This window comes from Citrobacter sp. wls706 (assembly GCF_005281305.1).
In the GTDB taxonomy this organism is placed as follows: domain Bacteria; phylum Pseudomonadota; class Gammaproteobacteria; order Enterobacterales; family Enterobacteriaceae; genus Citrobacter; species Citrobacter werkmanii.
On the sequence record NZ_SZXG01000029.1, the window covers coordinates 503,979 to 522,533 of the forward strand.

Here is an 18,555-nt window from a genome sequence, read left to right on the forward strand (position 1 = left end):
ACATCAGCAACAATTATTTGCTTTTTTTGATGTGTTTAATCAAACGCTTACGTTTACGCATCTGGGTCGGCGTCAGCGTATTACGTTTATTCGCAAACGGGTTTTCCCCTTCTTTGAACTGAATGCGGATCGGTGTCCCCATCACGTCCAGAGTTTTGCGGAAGTAGTTCATCAGATAGCGCTTATATGAATCCGGCAGATCTTTCACCTGATTACCATGAATCACCACAATCGGCGGGTTATAACCGCCGGCATGGGCATATTTCAGCTTCACGCGACGACCACGTACCAGCGGCGGCTGATGATCTTCTACCGCCATGGTCATGATACGCGTCAACATCGCGGTACTAACGCGACGGGTCGAGCTGTCGTACGCTTCGCGGACCGATTCAAACAGATTACCGACGCCGCTACCGTGCAGTGCAGAGATAAAGTGTACACGCGCAAAATCAATAAAGCCCAGACGGAAGTCCAGCGTTTCCTTGACCTGCTCTTTCACTTCCTGCGTCAGGCCGTCCCATTTGTTGACGACAATAACAAGTGAGCGCCCACTATTGAGGATAAAGCCCAACAGCGACAGGTCCTGATCGGAAATACCTTCCCGCGCATCAATCACCAGCATGACCACGTTGGCATCTTCAATCGCCTGCAGCGTTTTGATGACTGAGAATTTTTCTACCGCTTCGGTAATTTTCCCGCGCTTACGCACGCCCGCGGTGTCGATCAGCACATATTCACGTTCGTCGCGTTGCATCGGAATATAAATGCTGTCACGCGTGGTCCCAGGCATGTCGTAAACCACCACGCGGTCTTCGCCCAGAATACGGTTAGTCAGTGTGGACTTACCTACGTTCGGACGACCCACAATCGCCAGTTTGATCGGCAGATCCTGCGGGTTGAAGTCGTCTTCAGGCTCTTCTTCACCGTTTTCTTTGGCTTCCAGTTGCGCCCAATATTCCGCATCTTCATCGACTTCTTCCTGCGGCGCAACGTCATCCATCCACGGCAGCAGAACATGCTCCAGCAGGCTGAGAACGCCGCGACCATGGGAGGCAGCAATCGGATAAATTTCACCCAGACCCAGCGAGTAGAAATCAACAACCGCCTGATCGGGATCCAGTCCGTCAGTTTTGTTGGCCACCAGGAACGTCGGTTTCTGGCGTGAACGCAGATGTTTAGCAATGGCTTCATCCGCTGGCATCAGGCCAGCACGCGCATCCACCATAAACAGCACAACGTCCGCTTCTTCGATAGCCAACAGAGACTGTTCAGCCATGCGGGTTTCAACACCGTCTTCGGTGCCATCAATACCGCCGGTATCAATGCAGATAAACTCGCGGCCTTCAATTTCCGCACGACCGTACTTACGGTCACGAGTCAGACCCGGGAAATCCGCAACCAGCGCATCTCGGGTGCGAGTTAGACGGTTAAATAACGTGGATTTGCCAACGTTAGGGCGCCCGACAAGCGCGACCACAGGTACCATGTTTAAAGCCTCATTTAAAAAATCATCAGACAACGGGCACATTTTGCGCCGTTGTTAAAAACAGTAAAACGGCCCCTGCACCAGGAGCCGTTTTTCAAAGCGAGCGGCCAGGACGATTAACGCGTAATGGAGTACAGCGTACCGTCTTTCGCCTGGATCAGCAGTTTACCATCAGCAGAGACTGGCTCAGTCAGGAAACCGGAGCTGTCGACTTTCTGCTGGGCAACAAAGCGACCATCTTCAACGTTAATCCAGTGCAGGTAGCCTTCGCTATCGCCCACAACTAAATTGCCGTTATACAATACCGGAGACGTCAGCAGACGGTGCAGCAGATCGCTTTGCGTCCACAGCGTCACGCCGCCGTCGGTAGTCAGCGCCAGGATGCGGTCGTTTTGATCGACCAGGTAGATACGGTTTCCGTCGACGATGAAATCATTCACCGAGCCCAGTTCACGTTTCCACATAATCTGGCCACTGCGCAGATCCAGCGCGGTCAGGTTACCATTATAAGCCAGCGCGTAAACAACGCCATTGACGATAACCGGCGTGGTATCAACGTCACTCAGACGATCGATTTCCGTTGGGCCTGTCGCTTGAGAAATACGTTGCTGCCAAATCATCTGACCCTGCTGCATCAGCACGGCGCTTACGCGACCGTTATCACCACCAACAATAGCTGCGCCAAAGGCCGTCGCAGGGGCAGATTCGCCACGCAGAGACAGGGATGGCATATCGAGGTTAACGGTCCACTTGATGGCGCCGTCAGCTTCGTTCAACGCCTGCAATTGACCGTTACTGGTGTGGATTAATACCACGCCATCGCTCACAACCGGACGAGACAGCGCTTCACCGGCGACTTTCGTCTGCCATGCGGTGGTACCATCGCTGGTATTCAACGCATAAACCTGCGCTTTTTCACTGCCAATGTAAACATGACCACCGGACACGGTTACGCCGCCAGAAAGCTGTGCAGATGCACGGGAGAACCAACCGTCTTTCTCACCCAGATTAACAGACCACACTTCTTTGCCGTCGTCTGCGTTCAACGCTTTCACGACACCTGCGCGATCGGCTGCATAGACAACGTTATCCGCCAGCGCAGGATGAAGATTGGAATAGAAATCACCAATACCGTTGCCCACGGAAGTGCTCCAGTCCGTAGACGGAGTAAACTGGTTTTCAACCACCGGTAATGGGGACATCTTAACGACATCTTCTTCGCCACTAAACAGTGAACAGCCGCTCAATAGGGTAACGGAAAGCAGCCCTGGCAGAAGTAATTTACGCAATTGCATCGGGTCCCTCTCAGATGGACAAATTATTGATTTTCATCTGCATCATTTCGCTCAGAGCAGGAGAGGCATCGCTTTTCACACCCGCTTCCCATGCGCTACGCGCACCTTGTTTGTCGCCCTTGCTCAGCAACGCTTCACCGCGCAGATCGGCAACAATGGCCGTCCACCCTTCACCTTTAATGGTGTCGAGTGTTTTCAGCGCGGTATCAGCCTGTTTAAGCTGAACCTGAACACGAGCCAGACGCAGGTTAATCACCGCTTTGAGATTATCATCGCTGGTTGCAGCCAGGCCTTGTTGCAGCTGGCTGGCGGCTTTCTCAAGTTCATTTTGGTCAACAAACTGCTGCGCAAGTTCCAGTGAAGCTAACGCGCCGTAGGTATTTTTATTCTCTGCGGCAAATTTCTCTGCCGCAGGAATGCTATCCGCTTTACCCGCGCTAACCGCGGTCACCGTATTTTGGTATGCCAGAGAAGCAGAGCGTGCGGACTCCGTCTGATGGCTGGTCCAGTAACGCCAGCCAACCAGCGCGCCAACCCCTAAAATTATCCCAACCGCCAGCGCTTTGCCGTTTTCGGCAAAGAAGCGTTTTACCGCATCAACCTGGTCGTGTTCGTTCTCGTAAATTTCCACGCTGTCCTTCTCCTTAGCCCAGTAGAGTGCGCAAATGCGCGGCAACGCCATCCTGCGCTACTGCCGTTTGCTCACCAGAGCGCAAATCCTTCACTACAACGGTACCGTCAGCCACTTCGGACTCACCCAGTACCAGTGCAACGCGGGCGCCCCACTTATCGGCACGGGCAAACTGTTTCTTAAAGTTGCCGCCGCCGTGGTTGGTCATCAGTTTCACACCAGGAACTTCATCACGCAGACGTTCTGCAAGCCGCATTGCCGCCGACTGTGTGTCTGCGCCTGAAGCAACCAGGTATATATCGACAACAGGGGAGGCAATAAATTCCGGATTAACTGCCTGAACTAATAAAACAAGTCGTTCCAGGCCCATGGCGAAGCCCACAGCAGGCGTTGCGCGACCGCCAAGTTGCTCTACCAGACCGTCGTAACGACCACCGGCACACACGGTACCCTGCGAGCCCAGACTGCTGGTAACCCACTCAAATACGGTGCGGTTGTAGTAATCAAGGCCACGAACCAGACGCTGATTGACGGTGTAGGCAATCCCTGCGGATTCCAGCAGTTTGCACAGACCCGCGAAATGCTCGCGAGAGTCGTCATCAAGATAATCACCCAGCGCAGGTGCATCGTTGAGCAGCGCCTGCACTTCTGGGTTTTTGGAATCAAGCACGCGCAGCGGGTTGGTGTACATGCGACGCTTGCAGTCTTCGTCCAGCTTCTCTTTATGCTGTTCCAGGTAGGCGACCAGCGCATCACGGTAGTTAGCGCGGGCTTCAAGCGAACCAATTGAGTTCAGCTCCAGGCTGACATGCTGAGATATACCCAGCGCGCGCCACCAGCGAGCGGTCAACATAATCAGTTCAGCATCGATGTCCGGGCCTTGCAGGCCAAACACTTCGACACCCAACTGATGGAACTGACGATAGCGTCCTTTCTGCGGACGTTCGTGGCGGAACATCGGCCCGATATACCACAGACGCTGTTCCTGATTGTACAGGAGACCATGTTCGATGCCGGCGCGTACGCAGCCCGCTGTCCCTTCAGGACGCAGAGTCAGGCTGTCGCCATTTCTGTCCTCAAAGGTATACATCTCTTTTTCAACCACGTCGGTGACTTCACCGATCGCGCGTTTGAATAACGGGGTCTGCTCTACAATCGGCAAGCGGATTTCACTGTAACCGTAGCTACCGAGCACGTTTTTGAGAGTGCCTTCAATGCGCTGCCAGATGGCGGTTTCGCCAGGCAGATAATCGTTCATGCCGCGAATGGCTTGAATGTTTTTTGCCACGTTTATTCTCTTTATGAATATAAAAATGAACCCTCAGCGCTAACCCGAACAATACGGGCGCCATGCGGGTTCAATCATACACGGGAAGCACGCCGCTTCCCATCACGTTGTTATTTTTCAAGCTGCTGCACGTCGATACGACGCGCTTCGTCCAGGATACTCGCTTTAGCGCGAATACGGGCTTCAAGCTGCGTGATCATATCGTCGTTGTCGAGTCTGTCCTTACGCACACCGTCTTCGTACAGGCCGCTTTTCTTGTTACCGCCCGTCACGCCCAGCGTAGAAACCAGCGCTTCGCCAGGACCATTTACCACGCAGCCGATGATCGAAACATCCATTGGCGTAATGATGTCTTCCAGACGTTGCTCCAGCGCGTTAACCGTACCGATAACGTCGAATTCCTGACGTGAGCAGGTTGGACAAGCGATAAAGTTGATCCCGCGCGCGCGAATGCGCAGCGATTTCAGAATATCGAAGCCCACTTTGATCTCTTCTACCGGATCGGCGGCCAGAGAAACACGCAGCGTATCGCCGATCCCTTCAGATAGCAGTAATCCTAAACCGATCGCGGATTTCACCGCCCCGCTACGTGCGCCACCGGCTTCGGTGATCCCCAGGTGCAGCGGTTGATCGATCTGTTTCGCCAGCAGGCGATAGGATTCTACAGCGAGGAAAACGTCAGAGGCTTTAACGCTGACTTTGAATTGATCGAAGTTCAGACGATCCAGATGATCCACATGACGCATAGCGGATTCCAGCAGCGCCTGCGGCGTCGGTTCACCGTATTTCTCTTGCAGATCTTTTTCCAGCGAGCCGGCGTTTACGCCGATGCGGATAGGGATATTTTTATCGCGCGCGCAGTCAACCACCATGCGGATACGCTCTTCATTACCGATATTGCCTGGGTTAATACGCAGGCAATCGACACCGTATTCCGCGACTTTCAGCGCAATGCGGTAATCGAAGTGAATATCGGCAACCAGCGGCACATTAACCTGCTGTTTGATCAGCTTGAACGCTTCTGCGGCATCCATTGTCGGAACAGAGACGCGAACAATGTCTGCGCCTACGCGTTCCAGCGCTTTAATCTGATTAACCGTCGCTTCCACGTCAGTGGTACGCGTATTGGTCATAGACTGTACGGCGATGGGCGCGCCATCGCCGATCGGCACGTTCCCAACGTAAATGCGTGTCGATTTTCTACGTTGAATTGGAGCCTGGTTATGCATTAAAAAATCTCCCGCATTGCCGTCTGTTACTGAGCCGGTGATTGTTCGGCATTAACGGTCAGACGTGCAACCTGGTTAGTTCTGATAAAACGACTCAGATCGACAGGTTTCCCCTGGAACTGAATCTGCACTGCCGCCGGAGCGCCAATTTTCAGTTTGTACGGCGCCTGACCGGTCAGATTGAGATTGCCGTCTTTACGCTGCATACCGCTGAACAGTTTTTTACCGGTTGCATCGGTTACTTCCAGCCAGCAATCAGCGGTAAAATTCATTACCAGCGCGTTAGGATCGGCTGCTGGGGTAGTCACACCCGCCTGGTCAGTCGGCAGCGGTGCCGCATTCGCTGGCGCTGTTGGCGCGGCGGTTGCGGTATCGACGTTAGCCTGAGAAGGCGCCACTACGGCGTTCTGTTGCGCATCCGCGGCTGGTGCCGGGGCTGTCGGGGCATCAGTCGCTGGCGCTGCGTCCGCCACCACGCCATCGCCCGCAGCCGGAGTTGTCTCCTGACCTGCTGCGGCGCTGGTATCTAACGGTACATTCTGCGCAGTGTCTTTACCGGCATTCAGTTCAGCGGAAGATTGATCGGCCATGGTGCTGATCTCTTCCTGCTGCGCTTTATGGTTCTGCCACCACCAGGCCCCTGTCAGTCCGACAACGACAAACAGCACCAGCCAGGTGAAGGTCATTAACCAGCCATCGCGCTTTTTACGACGCTTACCGAGCGAGAAGCTCTGCATCGGCGCGACTTTAGCAGGACGAATTGGCGCCTGTTTTTCCAGCCCTGGCAACAGTTCTTCTTCAGGAATATGCACCAGACGCGCATAAGAACGGATGTATCCACGCAGGAATGTTGAAGCGAGATCGGCTGGTGCCTTATCTTCTTCAATATCACGTACCGTGGAGACCTTCAGGCACAGTCGCTCCGCGACTGCCTGCTGGCTGAATCCGAGTTGTTCACGGGCATTGCGCAGACGAACGCCGGTGGAGAGTGCTTCATTTTTGTCGTGCGTGGCTTCAGTATTCATTCGCTACAGCTGCGTAAATTTGGGTTCTGGCGCCGGCGAGTCACAATGCTCACCCACACCGCGAAACATCTGGTCAGTTAACCTTCGTCAGACAGTATAAAACGGTCAGACTACCAATGACAAAAAAGCGTAAACCTGAGGGCTAAACTCTTGTTGCGCCGTTACATACTGCCTTAAAGTCGACAAAAACGCACCGTTATTATTGACCTGACGACAACAACCAAAGAACCTCATCTGGCTTACATTGCACTACGGTACATGAATTATACCGTAGTGCACTCGACATCAAACGGTTTTGATGTCGATAGCATCACCCTGCATACGCTTGCGCAGAGTACGCTTGGTACGGTCGATAACATCGCCGGCCAATTGACCGCAGGCTGCATCGATGTCATCGCCACGTGTTTTACGCACGATGGTGGTGAAACCATAGCTCATCAACACTTTGGAGAAACGATCGATACGGCTGTTAGAGCTACGACCATACGGTGCGCCAGGGAACGGGTTCCATGGGATCAGGTTGATCTTACACGGTGTATCTTTCAGCAGTTCAGCCAGTTGATGCGCGTGTTCGGTACCGTCATTGATGTGATCCAACATGACATACTCAATGGTCACACGTCCCTGGTTGGCGTTGGATTTCTCCAGGTAACGACGTACTGCCCCGAGGAACGTTTCGATATTGTACTTTTTGTTGATAGGCACAATTTCGTCACGAATTTCATCGTTTGGCGCATGCAGAGAGATCGCCAGCGCGACGTCAATCATATCGCCCAGCTTATCCAACGCAGGTACAACCCCTGAGGTGGAAAGCGTAACGCGACGCTTGGACAGCCCGAAACCGAAGTCATCCAGCATGATTTCCATCGCCGGCACCACGTTAGTCAGGTTGAGCAGCGGCTCGCCCATCCCCATCATCACCACGTTGGTGATAGGACGTACGCCCGTTGCTTTGACCGCGCCAACGATTTTCGCCGCACGCCAAACCTGGCCAATGATTTCCGACACTCGCAGGTTACGGTTAAATCCCTGTTGCGCCGTAGAGCAGAATTTACACTCTAATGCACAACCAACCTGTGAAGAAACACACAGGGTCGCGCGATCGTCTTCAGGAATATAAACAGTTTCAACGCGCTGATCGCCAACCGCGATAGCCCATTTGATCGTGCCGTCAGAGGAACGCTGCTCTTCCACCACTTCCGGGGCGCGAATTTCAGCGACTTCTTTCAGCTTGTTGCGCAGCACCTTATTGATGTCAGTCATGTCATCAAAGTTGTCGCTGCAATAGTGGTACATCCACTTCATGACCTGATCGGCACGAAACGGCTTTTCGCCCATCTCTTTGAAGAATTCGCGCATTTGCTGACGGTTCAGATCCAGCAGGTTAATTTTTCCATTTTTATTTGGAACCGCAGGAATGACGACTTCAGAGGTGTTAACTAATTCAGACATAATTTTTTCCGGCCTCGTTGTTACACGTTGTGGCCCGTGGAGGGTTAAAAAGAAACGCCCCGGCAAGCGGTCTGCTCTTCCGGGGCGTTGCATTGTACAAAGTCTGGCGCAGGGATGCCACGTTTGCACGAAGCATTAGCGAAAATAATATGTAAATCGCTAATTCATCTCAACGGCGTTGCAGACGCAGGAGATTAGCGCGTACGCGGGCAAACCTCGCCCTCACCAAAGAAATAGGCGATTTCGCGAGCGGCAGATTCAACGGAATCAGAACCGTGAGTCCCGTTCTCGGTGAAGCTGTCAGCGTAGTCGGCACGCAGGGTACCGGCCAGCGCGTTCGCTGGGTTGGTAGCGCCCAGCAGATCGCGATGACGCTGTACGGCGTTTTCGCTTTCCAGAACAGAAACAACGATCGGACCGGAGGTCATGAATTCAACCAAACCGTCAAAGAACGGCTTGCCGTCGTGCTCAGCATAGAAGCCACGCGCCTGCTCAACGGTCAGGTGCAGCATTTTAGTCCCGACAATCTTGAACCCTGCAGCTTCAAAGCGCGCAAAGATGCTCCCAATAACGTTTTTTGCCACCGCGTTTGGTTTAATGATGGAAAAAGTACGTTCAATAGCCATTGATAACCTCTGTAATATGTTCTGTTGTTGTCTATATAGATGTACGACCTGGCGCGGATTATAAAGAGCATCCCGGCAATTGACTATTGATGAAGGTAACATTTCTTTAAAATAAGATGAGTTTTAGCAACAAATAGTCAGCAACTGGTCTATTGCAACGAAAATCTCACCGTCGCCACCTGTCCGGCGTCATCCATCACCAGCAGTTGGTAATCCCCTTTGACCGTCAGACGTAGCGTCAGGTGACGCCCGCGCTCGTCCAGACGTTGTCCGTTAAGAAACCACCAGCGATCGCCTGTTCCACCGCTGGTTTGCACCGGCAATGAAGCCTCTGGTGAACCGGGTGAACGCTTCACAATCGCGCCATCGCGCAGACCTGTCAACTGCAACGGTAACGCGGGATCCTGTCCCAACGGCGGACATATGGCAGAAACAGGCGGTAATCTCGCCCCACGGCGCTCTGATTCCGGCAGCCATGGCTCCAGCGGCAATGGCCAGACGATAAGCGTCTGTTCGCGCGCCTGTGGGCAATCCGCCGCCACGCGTTTGCCTTCATCATCCAGCCAGACAGGAAAACGAATGCCATTAACGCCTTCCTGCTCGGGTAATAACAGCGTTGGCGGCTGACTGCCTTCCAATAACCAGGTTGCCAGACGGCGGCGACAGTTGCTGTCTCCAACCGCAAGAGATTGCCCGCCCGGCCAACATACCACGCCGCGGCTAACGGATTCAGGACGAGGATCTTCCGGCTGATTCGTCCCGCGAGAGAGCAGAAGATTGTTGACCTGATTGAGCAGCGGTACGGCGCTGGCAAAGCCAAACTGCCCCACCACCGGCGTACCGTCGGGCCTGCCGGTCCAGATGCCAATCACATAACGGGCGTTAATCCCAATCGCCCACGCATCGCGATAGCCATAGCTGGTACCCGTTTTCCACGCCAGCGGAACCACTCTGCTCAGTGCGTTATCCGGTAGCGGTTGTGCTTCGTCAGCCATAATCCGGCGAATAATCCACGCCGCGCCTGCCGACATCAGCGGGCGCTCCAGTAGCGGGTCTGACGGCTGCAGGCGCAGTTTACCCGCCTTCCCGTGGCGGGCAAAGGCGCTATACGCCGCCGCCATATCATCAAGCCTTGCCCCCGCACCGCCCAAAATCAGCGACAGATTCGGCGCAGCCCCTGCAGGCAGATATAACGGTAAACCGACGTTACGTAACGATGCGGCAAAACGCTTCGGACCATAGGCTTCCAGTACCTGGACCGCGGGTAAATTCAGTGAACGTACCAGCGCCTCACTCATGCTTACCGGTCCGTGAAAACCACTGTCAAAATTCCCCGGTCGATAATCACCGGTTCGCCGTGGTACATCCTGCAACAACGAAGCGGGATGAATTAATCCGTCATCCAGCGCCAGACCATAGATAAACGGCTTCAGCACCGATCCCGGTGAGCGGATCGCATTCACCATATCCACATGACCAAAACGGGAGTCATCATTCATATCAACTGATCCCACCCAGCCACGCACGCTCATATCGGTGTGATCGACCACAATCATCGCCAGCGAACTGCGCGCCGGTAACCGCCCTTTCCAGTTTTGCGCCAGCTCTTCGAGTTGGCGCTGCAACCCGGCGTCAAGGGTAGTCACGATTTTATCGCTGCGGCTTTTTCCCAGCATCATGCGCGAAAATAACGGCGCTAACTGCGGCATCTGCCTGGGGGCCAGCCAGACTGGCTCTTCACGTGACTCCTGCACCTGTTTTGCGGGCCAAATGCCCCGAATTGCCATACGTTCGAGCACTTTATTACGCGCCGCTTCAGCGCGGTCCGGCCAACGGTCCGGACGCAGACGGCTCGGCGCCTGTGGCAGCACAGCCAGCAGTGCGGCGTCGGAGTAGCTCAGTTGTGCAGGCGATTTGCCAAGATAGGCCCAGCTTGCTGCGCCCACACCTTGCAACGTGCCGCCAAACGGCGCACGGTTAAGATACAGCGTCAGAATGTCGCGCTTGGACAGATGCCATTCCAGCTGCAAAGCGCGCCAGAGCTGGCGAAACTTGCCGCCAAAGGTGCGTGGGTGGGGGTCGAGTAAACGTGCCACCTGCATGGTGAGCGTACTGCCGCCCGAAACAACACGCCCTGAGGAGAGGTCCTGCCATGCGGCGCGCAGCACTGAAAATGGATTGACGCCAGGATGTTTCCAGAACCAGCGGTCTTCGTAGTTGATTAAGGCCTCAAGGTAGCGGGGTGACACCTCATCAATCGTCACCGGATAACGCCAGATACCGTCCGCGTCGGCGAAGCGCCAGAGAGGCGTACCATCGTGCGCCACCACGACACGTGCGGGATCCACCTCGTGAAGCGGCAGTGGCCAGATTTTATCTGCCGCCCAAATTGCCGTCACCAACACTAGCGCAACGACTGCCAGCCAGAGCCAGCAGCCGCGTTTACCCAACCTGCGCATCATTTACGGTCTGACAATCAAAAGCCCCTCTGCCGCACCGGTTGCCCGCCACTGTGGAACATACATTGATTCCACCTGTGGGACGGGAACCTGATACGTCCCCGGCGTTACTGCCCGCGCCAGGTACATCAGCGTAACCGGCTGTCCTTCATTGACCGCCACCGCAGCAACAAAGCGATCGTCTCGGAACTCAATATGCTGGATATCCGCCTGCTGCATCTGATTGAGCAGATTCGCCACTTCGCTACCGCTATCCTGCAGGCTGGCGCTGCCGTTGGCCAGATTTTGGTTTTCCAGCTCCAGTCCGGCAGGCAGTAAGTCGACGACCAACGCATCCGGCACGTTCTGGCTGGCTTTCACTTCCAACCAGACCAGCACCAGCTCGCCGCTGCGCAGAGAATCCAGTGATTTGCTGCTCCCGTCGAGTCCCAGGATCTGACGTTCAATATGCAGGACGTTGCTGGCAGGCGTAGGTGATGTTTGCGGATACCCGTTGACATCCAGACGCAGCCACAGCGGCAGATTACCGGTATTCGTGACGCTCAACGTGGACAGCTCGTCGGCATCCAGATTCCTGGTTTGCGATTTCTCACCTGCTAACGGCTGTTCAGAGAGTGATGTTTGCGCCTGCCACGTGCCTGGTAAATCCTGTAGCGTACGTGCGGCAAGGAACAACGCATTATTTTCCTGAGTAGAAAGCCAGCGCTGACCAAAGGCCTGTTCTGACAAGGTATTCAGTAACGTGTTCTGCTCTTCAGGTTTGAGCTTGTTCTCTTCCAGCAAGGCCAGCATCAGCGCGTTGTCGCGTAGCTGACTGCCGTAATCCGCCATCCACTGCTGTGCATCGCGACGCGGAGTATTCAGCGCCAACGTAAGCGCCTGTTCACTACGATTAGCATCGCCCATGTTTTTCAGCGCGATCCCCAGTTGCAACAGCGGTAAACCAGAAGCCGCCTGAGCGCGGCGCTCCCAGATTTCACGCAGTGCGCCAAGCGGGGCTTTTTGCTGACGAGCCAGCACCAGCGCGGCGTAGGCCTGTACAGCAAACCGGCTTGCAGACGAGTCATCAGTATAACGAATCGACATCATCCCCGGATCCTGCAAATAACGCAGCAGCCGCTCATTACCCCGGTTAATCACCTCAACCGGGACGCTGTAGCCTTGTTCGTTCGCACGGACGAGGAAATCCATTACATACGCGGTCAGCCAGTACTCTTCTGATCCGTTCTTATCCCACAGCGCAAAACCGCCGTTATCGCGCTGCATTTGCAGTAAACGGGAGATGCCAATCTCTACTGCCGCACGGCGTTTTTCATCACTGTCGCCCGCGATACCTAACGCCTTTAGTTGCGCGGCATTGGTGTATAAAGAGGGGAACAGCCCGCTCGCCGTTTGCTCAAGGCAACCGTAAGGGTAAGCTTTCAGTTCACGGATGTAGCGCGCCAGATTCAGCGGCGGCTTACCGCTGAAAAGCAGTTGCCCCTGCATCGTCACAGGAGAGAAATTAGCCAACTCTTCGCCTGGCAGCTGCCAGGTTGCCCCCGGCTGGAGCGCAACGCCATTATTGACGGTTTGCGCAGGGAACGCCGGGCGCACGCCAATCTTCCACTGTTTGTGCTGCACAGGCAGCGTTTCCCCTGGCAGGGACAGACCGCTAATCTGCGCCTGAATGTCGCCCTCGCCAAAGCCTTCCCGCGCGCGCACCGGAATAAACAGCGTAGTCCGTACGCCTGGCGCCAGATTCACAGGCGTAGGATCTTGCCCTATCAGTTCCAGTAAACCACTGGCCGCGAGCTTAATATTCAGCGTCTGCGGTTTATCGGTCAGGTTGGTCACGTCCAGCGTCAGGCGCGAAGTATCTCCCCCGGCCAAAAAGCGCGGCATGTTCAGTTCAGCAATCACCGGCGCGGCGACAATCACTTTGCTTTCGCTGCTGCCAAAGTCATCCGCCGTCCAGGCCTGCGCCATGACCCGCAGCTCGCCGTTGAAATCACCAATCGGTAACGTCACCGTACCTTCGCCCTGCTCGTTAAGCGTGACCGGCAACGCCTGCTGCGCCACGATATTGACGTGATTGACCGGAGGCTTACCGCCACGCTTTAACTCATCGCCATCGCCACCAAAGCGCAGCGCCGCCAGACGACCTTGCCCTTCGATGACCTGACCGTAAATATCATAAATATCCGCGCCATAGCGTTTTTGCCCGAAAAACGCCTGCCATGGGTCGGGCGTGACGTAATCAGTGATGTTCAACACCCCGCTATCAACGGCAGAGACCAGTACGTTAACCTGCTTTGGCACGTCGCCATTTTTAACGCTGGCTTTAATCTTGACGGTTAACGGCTGATTTGGACGTATTTTCGCCAGGCTTTCCAGCGTCAGTCCCAGACGACGATTTTCATCGCCCAGCGGTAAATGCAGCAATCCAACCGCCCGTTTTGGCGTCGCCGAACGGGATTTGTCGCCAGGACGAACCACCAGCGCACTGAGATACAAATCGTGGCGATTCCAGGTTTTATCGACAGGAATAGAGAGATCCAGGCCATTCGCAGGCACGTCTATTTCTTGCCACCACAGCGGTCCTTCGCTGGACTCCACCATCGCATAACCTTTGCCAGCCGCGGGGGCGGCAACATGCAGCTTCATGGTATCGCCAGGACGATAGCCGGGTTTATCCAGTTTCAGGGTTACACGATCGGGACGAACAGAGCCACTGCCGTCGCTATTATCCTGCCCGCTATAACCGGCCCAGAAGCGCACGCTGCTCACCGCATCATTCGGCGCTTTTACTTCCAGACGATAGGCGCCCCACTCAACCGGGAAGCTCACTTTACCGGTTTCATCGGCCTTAAGATCCAGCGTCTGCTCACCTTCGATCAGATCTTTTTGATCAAACTGTGATTGCCAGCCCTCGCCTTCAGTCCAGTTCCAGTAATAATCACGACGTTCCCGGATCAAACGCACCTGCAAGCCGGACACCGCTTTTTTATCGCCTTGCGCATCGGCATAAACGATATCGAAAGCGGCATTGCTGTCTTCATCGACGATAGGCTGGTTCACCGTGGTGTCAGTGCGATAATCATAAACGGCTTTCGCCGCAAACTGTGGTCGAATCCCCGGCAGCGTATCCGCAGGCCAGATGGCTTGTTCAACCCGACGCGTCACCGGGCGGCCACCCGACTCCAGCAGGCTAGCTTGCAACACCACCTGTAACGGGGAGTGCGTCTCCTGCCACTGGCTGGCGGTGGTCACTTCGCCACGACCGTGATCGTCCAGCGTGAGCTGAACTTCATCAAGGCTGCGGGAAAGGTTTTCTTCGGCAATATTACCAAACTGGAACCCTGGCAACGCCTGCACCGCCTCGCGCAATGGCCGCAAGAAAAGCTGCCCTTGCAGCGCGTTGCCGCTGGCGGGCGCGCCGTACAGGTAGTAACCCACCACCGAGAATTTCACTTCATCAGTTGGCGCTACCGGCATTTTGCTGGCGGTGAGATTGAGCGCCATCCGCTCTGGCATAAAATCTTCGACGTGGAAATCCCACATCCGCGTCTGGTTGTCGCCAGTATTGGCGCGAATATGCCACATCCCGGTCGGCGCGCTGCTGTCCAGCGGCCAGCTAAAGCGGTACAGACCGTTCTCCGGCTGGCTGACAACCGAGCGTAAAACCTGTCCGTCGGGCTTAACGACTTCCAGCTTCACCGGCTGGTCGGGTAACGTTTTACCGTCGCTGTCACGTAGTAATCCATTGAGGATCACCGTTTCACCGGGGCGATAGAGATCGCGCGGACCAAACATAAAGAACTGTTTGCTGTATCCCGGCGCGCCGGCAATATCAAACTCAGCCAGATCCAACGCCGGAAGTTTCAGGTCAAGCAGCGTGGTCTGCCCGTCTTTGCGGGCCAGCAATAAGGCAGCTTCTTTATCAGTCTTAAGCTGTACATGACCCTGTGCGTCGCTGGTGGCTTGCGCCAGCGTCTGCCCTTTTTCGTTGAGTAATGTGACTTCAATGCCCTGCTGCGCTGCGCCGTTTTCCAGACTCTGCGTAAAGACATCCAGTTGATTGTGGTAACGATGCGCCGACACACCAATATCGCTGAGCGTAAACAGCGTCGCGGCATTACTGTAGTTGTATTTTCCGGCCTGATTCATCACCGCGATGTAAACGCCGGCCTGCTGCAACGGTTTGATTTCGCTCAGCGGCAGCAACAGCTTTTCGCGCGTGTTACGCGCAGGGTTGAGATCAAAGCGTCCGGTATAGACCAGTTCCGCCATTTTCAGCAGATTATCGGATTCCCAGTTCGACAACGAATTGCGGTATTCCCACTGGCTGACGAACGCGCCAAGCGACTCTGGCTTCACGCGATAAAAATTCACATCCACACTGTTAACGTTGAGCGCCATCACCGGCAGCCCTTCAATCACTTTTCCCGGCAGTAGCGAACCGCGACTGGCAAACCCTACGCTCGGCTGGACGTCACGTGTGGTGATGTTTTTTTCATAATCGATGCCAAACGTCGCTTTATTCAGCGCCAGTAAATCACGCTCAATGGTAACCACCAGTTCCCGGTTAGGTTCGAGGTGGCGTAAGCGTAGCTCTTTCAGGTTTGGCGCCAGTTCCCACGCCCCATCGACTTTGCCGCTTTTTTTATCGACAACGTGCACTACACGGGAAAAATCTTGTTCCGGATCGAGGGGAATGGAGAAGGTCAATACGAGCGTTGCTGCGCCGTCGAGTTGGACCTCTGAGGCATCCAACAGCGTCAGCGACTTGCCCTGACTTTGTTGCATCAGCTTTTCTAACTGAGCCTTGTCTTTTGCGGGCGCGGTCTGCGGCGCAGGTGCATCCGGCTTCGCAGCCGTCGTCGATTTTTCGTTATTATTATCGCACCCGACAAGTGCCAGCATCAGCATGCAGGCCGCTACGCGTAAATGTTTCATTGTTCATCCCTGGCCGTAGTGGCCCGTTAGCTACGTAGAACAACTATTATGCGTTAGTTTTCTGGCTGTGGAAGCCAGTAAATGAACAACGTTGTCCTAATTTTCGTGATTAATGTGGATTCGCCTGCCAAATCAGCCTCTTTTACTTGTCGCTTTGCACTAAACGTCCGACAATTTGCCAAAACCTGGTAAAAATGGAGATGCCTATGACCACCGCCTTCTTTGTCGCTGCCGACTGGCTTGCCGAACACATTGACGACCCGGAAATACAAATCCTTGATGCCCGGATGGCACCTCCAGGTCAGGAAGATCGCGATGTTGGCGAGGAGTATCGTGCGGGTCATATTCCTGGCGCCGTTTTTTTTGATATTGAAGCGCTTTCTGACCATACCTCGCCGTTGCCGCACATGATGCCGCGCCCGGAAGCCTTCGCTGTCGCGATGCGCGAATTGGGTGTTCATCAGGATAAACATCTGGTTGTCTACGATGACGGCAACCTTTTTTCCGCCCCCCGCGCATGGTGGATGCTGCGGACTTTTGGCGTCGAGAATGTCTCCATTCTGGCGGGCGGTCTTGCTGGCTGGCAGCGCGATGAGCTAATGCTGCAGGAAGGAAACGAGGAGTTACCCGAAGGCGAATTTAACGCCGCATTTACGCCTGAAGCCGTGGTGCGCGTCACTGATGTGCTGCTGGCCAGTCATGAAAAAACGGCGCAGATCGTCGATGCCCGCCCGGCTGCACGTTTTAATGCCGAAGTTGACGAGCCGCGTCCTGGTCTGAAGCGTGGTCATGTGCCTGGTGCGCTTAACGTACCGTGGACAGAGCTGGTTCGTGACGGCGAACTGAAAACTACCGACGAACTGGATGCTATTTTCTTCAGCCACGGCGTGAGCTTTGACCGCCCCATTATCGCCAGCTGCGGCTCCGGCGTAACGGCTGCCGTGGTGGTACTGGCGCTTGCCACTCTGGATGTTTCGAACGTCGCATTGTATGACGGGGCGTGGAGCGAATGGGGAGCGCGCAACGATTTACCGGTAGAACCGACTGAGGCTAAATAAAATCTGATTTACCCTTCTTTTTCGCCGACAAAAAAACCGCTCAGTTGAGCGGTTTTTTTGTGCCAGTCCGGTTCGCGGCCTTTCTGGCAGGCTGTGTTGCCATAGCAACGCAGGCACATCGTAGTGATTTAATACTCCCTTTTAAGGGAGTAAAAGTCAAGTTAGTTAGCCGAGAAATTATTCACAACGTGAGATATTATTCTCCGTGGCCCTTCGGGGCGGCTTTCCTTTACTCAGATAATCCGGTTCTGTTTAAAATCGCGCAGGAAGCCGCCCCAGCGGCGTTCGTAGAACGGCGCGATATGCTCGGTGATAAAGTGGCTGACACCCTTCTCGCCTTTCTTCACCTGGCAAATATCAATCGGTTCATCGCCCGGTAATGTGTCGGTCGCGACGCTGCCCGCAGCGTGGATGATCTCTTCAATATCACCGTCAGCTTCAATCCCGATCAACAGGTTTGGCTGAGCTTCCGCACTTTCTTTGATTGAGCAAAGAAACGCACGTTTTACCGGCTTGATGGTTTTAAACAGCGTGGTCAGCGAGTCAATCATCTGCGCTGGCGGTTCAGCGACTTCAGAGAGGATCAGCGATTCCCCCCCTTCCAGAACCTCCTGGGTGCTTAGCGGACTCCCCTCTTCACCGATCAGCAGACTGATTTCACGAGGCATAAACTCTTTGCCGGTCGGCAGTTTCGCGTTGAGAAACAGCGTTTCGCCAAGCGTCATTTCAAACAACGTACGCACCGGCATAACGACAAATGCTTGCTCATCTTCAACCGCCTGCTGCAAAGCCTCAAGGGAAGTAAAGAACGGGATCACGGTTGTGCCGTCTTCTTTTTCCCAGTGCTGCAGATCGAGAGCGCTGTCTTCAACCACCGCCTCGCCTTCTGCAGCAGTACCCGGCACCCAAACGGTGGATTCAAGTAAAGTACGGAAAAATGCCGGTCGATGCGCAGGCTCTGTCGCCGCTTGTTCCAGCAACGTTTCTAATTCATTTTTTGTTTCGGTCATAAGGATCACAAATTGGATGAATACATGTAGGCCGGATAAGCGTCGCGCCATCCGGCAA

12 protein-coding genes are annotated in these 18,555 nt (G+C 54.6%); 1 reads left to right on the forward strand and 11 read right to left on the reverse strand.

The window, feature by feature from the left end; all coding sequences use genetic code 11:
* Positions 1 to 13: 13 nt before the first annotated feature.
* The 10 genes from der to FDW92_RS07365 form a co-directional block, all read right to left on the reverse strand.
* Positions 14 to 1,486 (reverse strand): ribosome biogenesis GTPase Der, encoded by a 1,473-nt coding sequence (der, locus tag FDW92_RS07320; protein ID WP_038642605.1) that lies wholly within the window; start codon positions 1,484 to 1,486, stop codon positions 14 to 16.
* A 116-nt stretch (positions 1,487 to 1,602) separates the two neighbouring features.
* Complete coding sequence (bamB, locus tag FDW92_RS07325; RefSeq protein WP_042306755.1) at positions 1,603 to 2,781, reverse strand: outer membrane protein assembly factor BamB; 1,179 nt, start codon at positions 2,779 to 2,781, stop codon at positions 1,603 to 1,605.
* Positions 2,782 to 2,791: 10 nt separating this feature from the next.
* Entirely contained in the window at positions 2,792 to 3,412 is a 621-nt protein-coding gene (locus FDW92_RS07330) for a YfgM family protein (protein ID WP_042306752.1), read from the reverse strand.
* A 13-nt stretch (positions 3,413 to 3,425) separates the two neighbouring features.
* On the reverse strand, positions 3,426 to 4,700 hold the full coding sequence (gene hisS / locus FDW92_RS07335) for a histidine--tRNA ligase (RefSeq protein WP_042306750.1): 1,275 nt from the start codon (positions 4,698 to 4,700) through the stop codon (positions 3,426 to 3,428).
* Between the two features lie 110 nt (positions 4,701 to 4,810).
* Positions 4,811 to 5,929, reverse strand: coding sequence for a flavodoxin-dependent (E)-4-hydroxy-3-methylbut-2-enyl-diphosphate synthase (ispG, locus tag FDW92_RS07340; RefSeq protein ID WP_016154000.1), 1,119 nt, complete (start codon positions 5,927 to 5,929; stop codon positions 4,811 to 4,813).
* Positions 5,930 to 5,955: 26 nt separating this feature from the next.
* Positions 5,956 to 6,954, reverse strand: coding sequence for a cytoskeleton protein RodZ (gene rodZ / locus FDW92_RS07345; RefSeq protein WP_042306747.1), 999 nt, complete (start codon positions 6,952 to 6,954; stop codon positions 5,956 to 5,958).
* 285 nt (positions 6,955 to 7,239) lie between these two features.
* Positions 7,240 to 8,406: a bifunctional tRNA (adenosine(37)-C2)-methyltransferase TrmG/ribosomal RNA large subunit methyltransferase RlmN gene (locus tag FDW92_RS07350; RefSeq protein ID WP_003037713.1), complete on the reverse strand. Its 1,167-nt coding sequence runs from the start codon at positions 8,404 to 8,406 to the stop codon at positions 7,240 to 7,242.
* A gap of 194 nt (positions 8,407 to 8,600) precedes the next feature.
* Positions 8,601 to 9,032, reverse strand: a complete 432-nt coding sequence (gene ndk / locus FDW92_RS07355) for a nucleoside-diphosphate kinase (protein ID WP_003037710.1) — start codon at positions 9,030 to 9,032, stop codon at positions 8,601 to 8,603.
* A 149-nt stretch (positions 9,033 to 9,181) separates the two neighbouring features.
* A complete protein-coding gene (gene pbpC / locus FDW92_RS07360) occupies positions 9,182 to 11,494 on the reverse strand; it encodes a peptidoglycan glycosyltransferase PbpC (protein ID WP_042306745.1) in 2,313 nt (770 codons plus the stop codon).
* Positions 11,495 to 16,429: an alpha-2-macroglobulin gene (locus FDW92_RS07365; RefSeq protein WP_137400592.1), complete on the reverse strand. Its 4,935-nt coding sequence runs from the start codon at positions 16,427 to 16,429 to the stop codon at positions 11,495 to 11,497. It abuts the gene before it with no gap.
* A gap of 206 nt (positions 16,430 to 16,635) precedes the next feature.
* Here FDW92_RS07365 and sseA point away from each other — a divergent pair, with 206 nt between their 5' ends.
* Complete coding sequence (gene sseA / locus FDW92_RS07370) at positions 16,636 to 17,487, forward strand: 3-mercaptopyruvate sulfurtransferase (protein ID WP_042306741.1); 852 nt, start codon at positions 16,636 to 16,638, stop codon at positions 17,485 to 17,487.
* A 233-nt stretch (positions 17,488 to 17,720) separates the two neighbouring features.
* On the opposite strand, the gene sseB is transcribed toward sseA, so the two are convergent.
* Complete coding sequence (gene sseB, locus FDW92_RS07375) at positions 17,721 to 18,497, reverse strand: enhanced serine sensitivity protein SseB (RefSeq protein WP_042307197.1); 777 nt, start codon at positions 18,495 to 18,497, stop codon at positions 17,721 to 17,723.
* Between the last annotated feature and the right edge of the window lie 58 nt (positions 18,498 to 18,555).

Coding starts and splice junctions, on each gene's coding strand:
- rodZ (WP_042306747.1), bottom strand. CDS start 6,954: ATGAATACTGAAGCCACGCACGACAAAAATGAAGCACTCTCCACCGGC.
- ndk (WP_003037710.1), bottom strand. CDS start 9,032: ATGGCTATTGAACGTACTTTTTCCATCATTAAACCAAACGCGGTGGCA.
- FDW92_RS07350 (WP_003037713.1), bottom strand. CDS start 8,406: ATGTCTGAATTAGTTAACACCTCTGAAGTCGTCATTCCTGCGGTTCCA.
- sseA (WP_042306741.1), top strand. CDS start 16,636: ATGACCACCGCCTTCTTTGTCGCTGCCGACTGGCTTGCCGAACACATT.
- der (WP_038642605.1), bottom strand. CDS start 1,486: ATGGTACCTGTGGTCGCGCTTGTCGGGCGCCCTAACGTTGGCAAATCC.
- ispG (WP_016154000.1), bottom strand. CDS start 5,929: ATGCATAACCAGGCTCCAATTCAACGTAGAAAATCGACACGCATTTAC.
- FDW92_RS07365 (WP_137400592.1), bottom strand. CDS start 16,429: ATGAAACATTTACGCGTAGCGGCCTGCATGCTGATGCTGGCACTTGTC.
- pbpC (WP_042306745.1), bottom strand. CDS start 11,494: ATGATGCGCAGGTTGGGTAAACGCGGCTGCTGGCTCTGGCTGGCAGTC.
- bamB (WP_042306755.1), bottom strand. CDS start 2,781: ATGCAATTGCGTAAATTACTTCTGCCAGGGCTGCTTTCCGTTACCCTA.
- sseB (WP_042307197.1), bottom strand. CDS start 18,497: ATGACCGAAACAAAAAATGAATTAGAAACGTTGCTGGAACAAGCGGCG.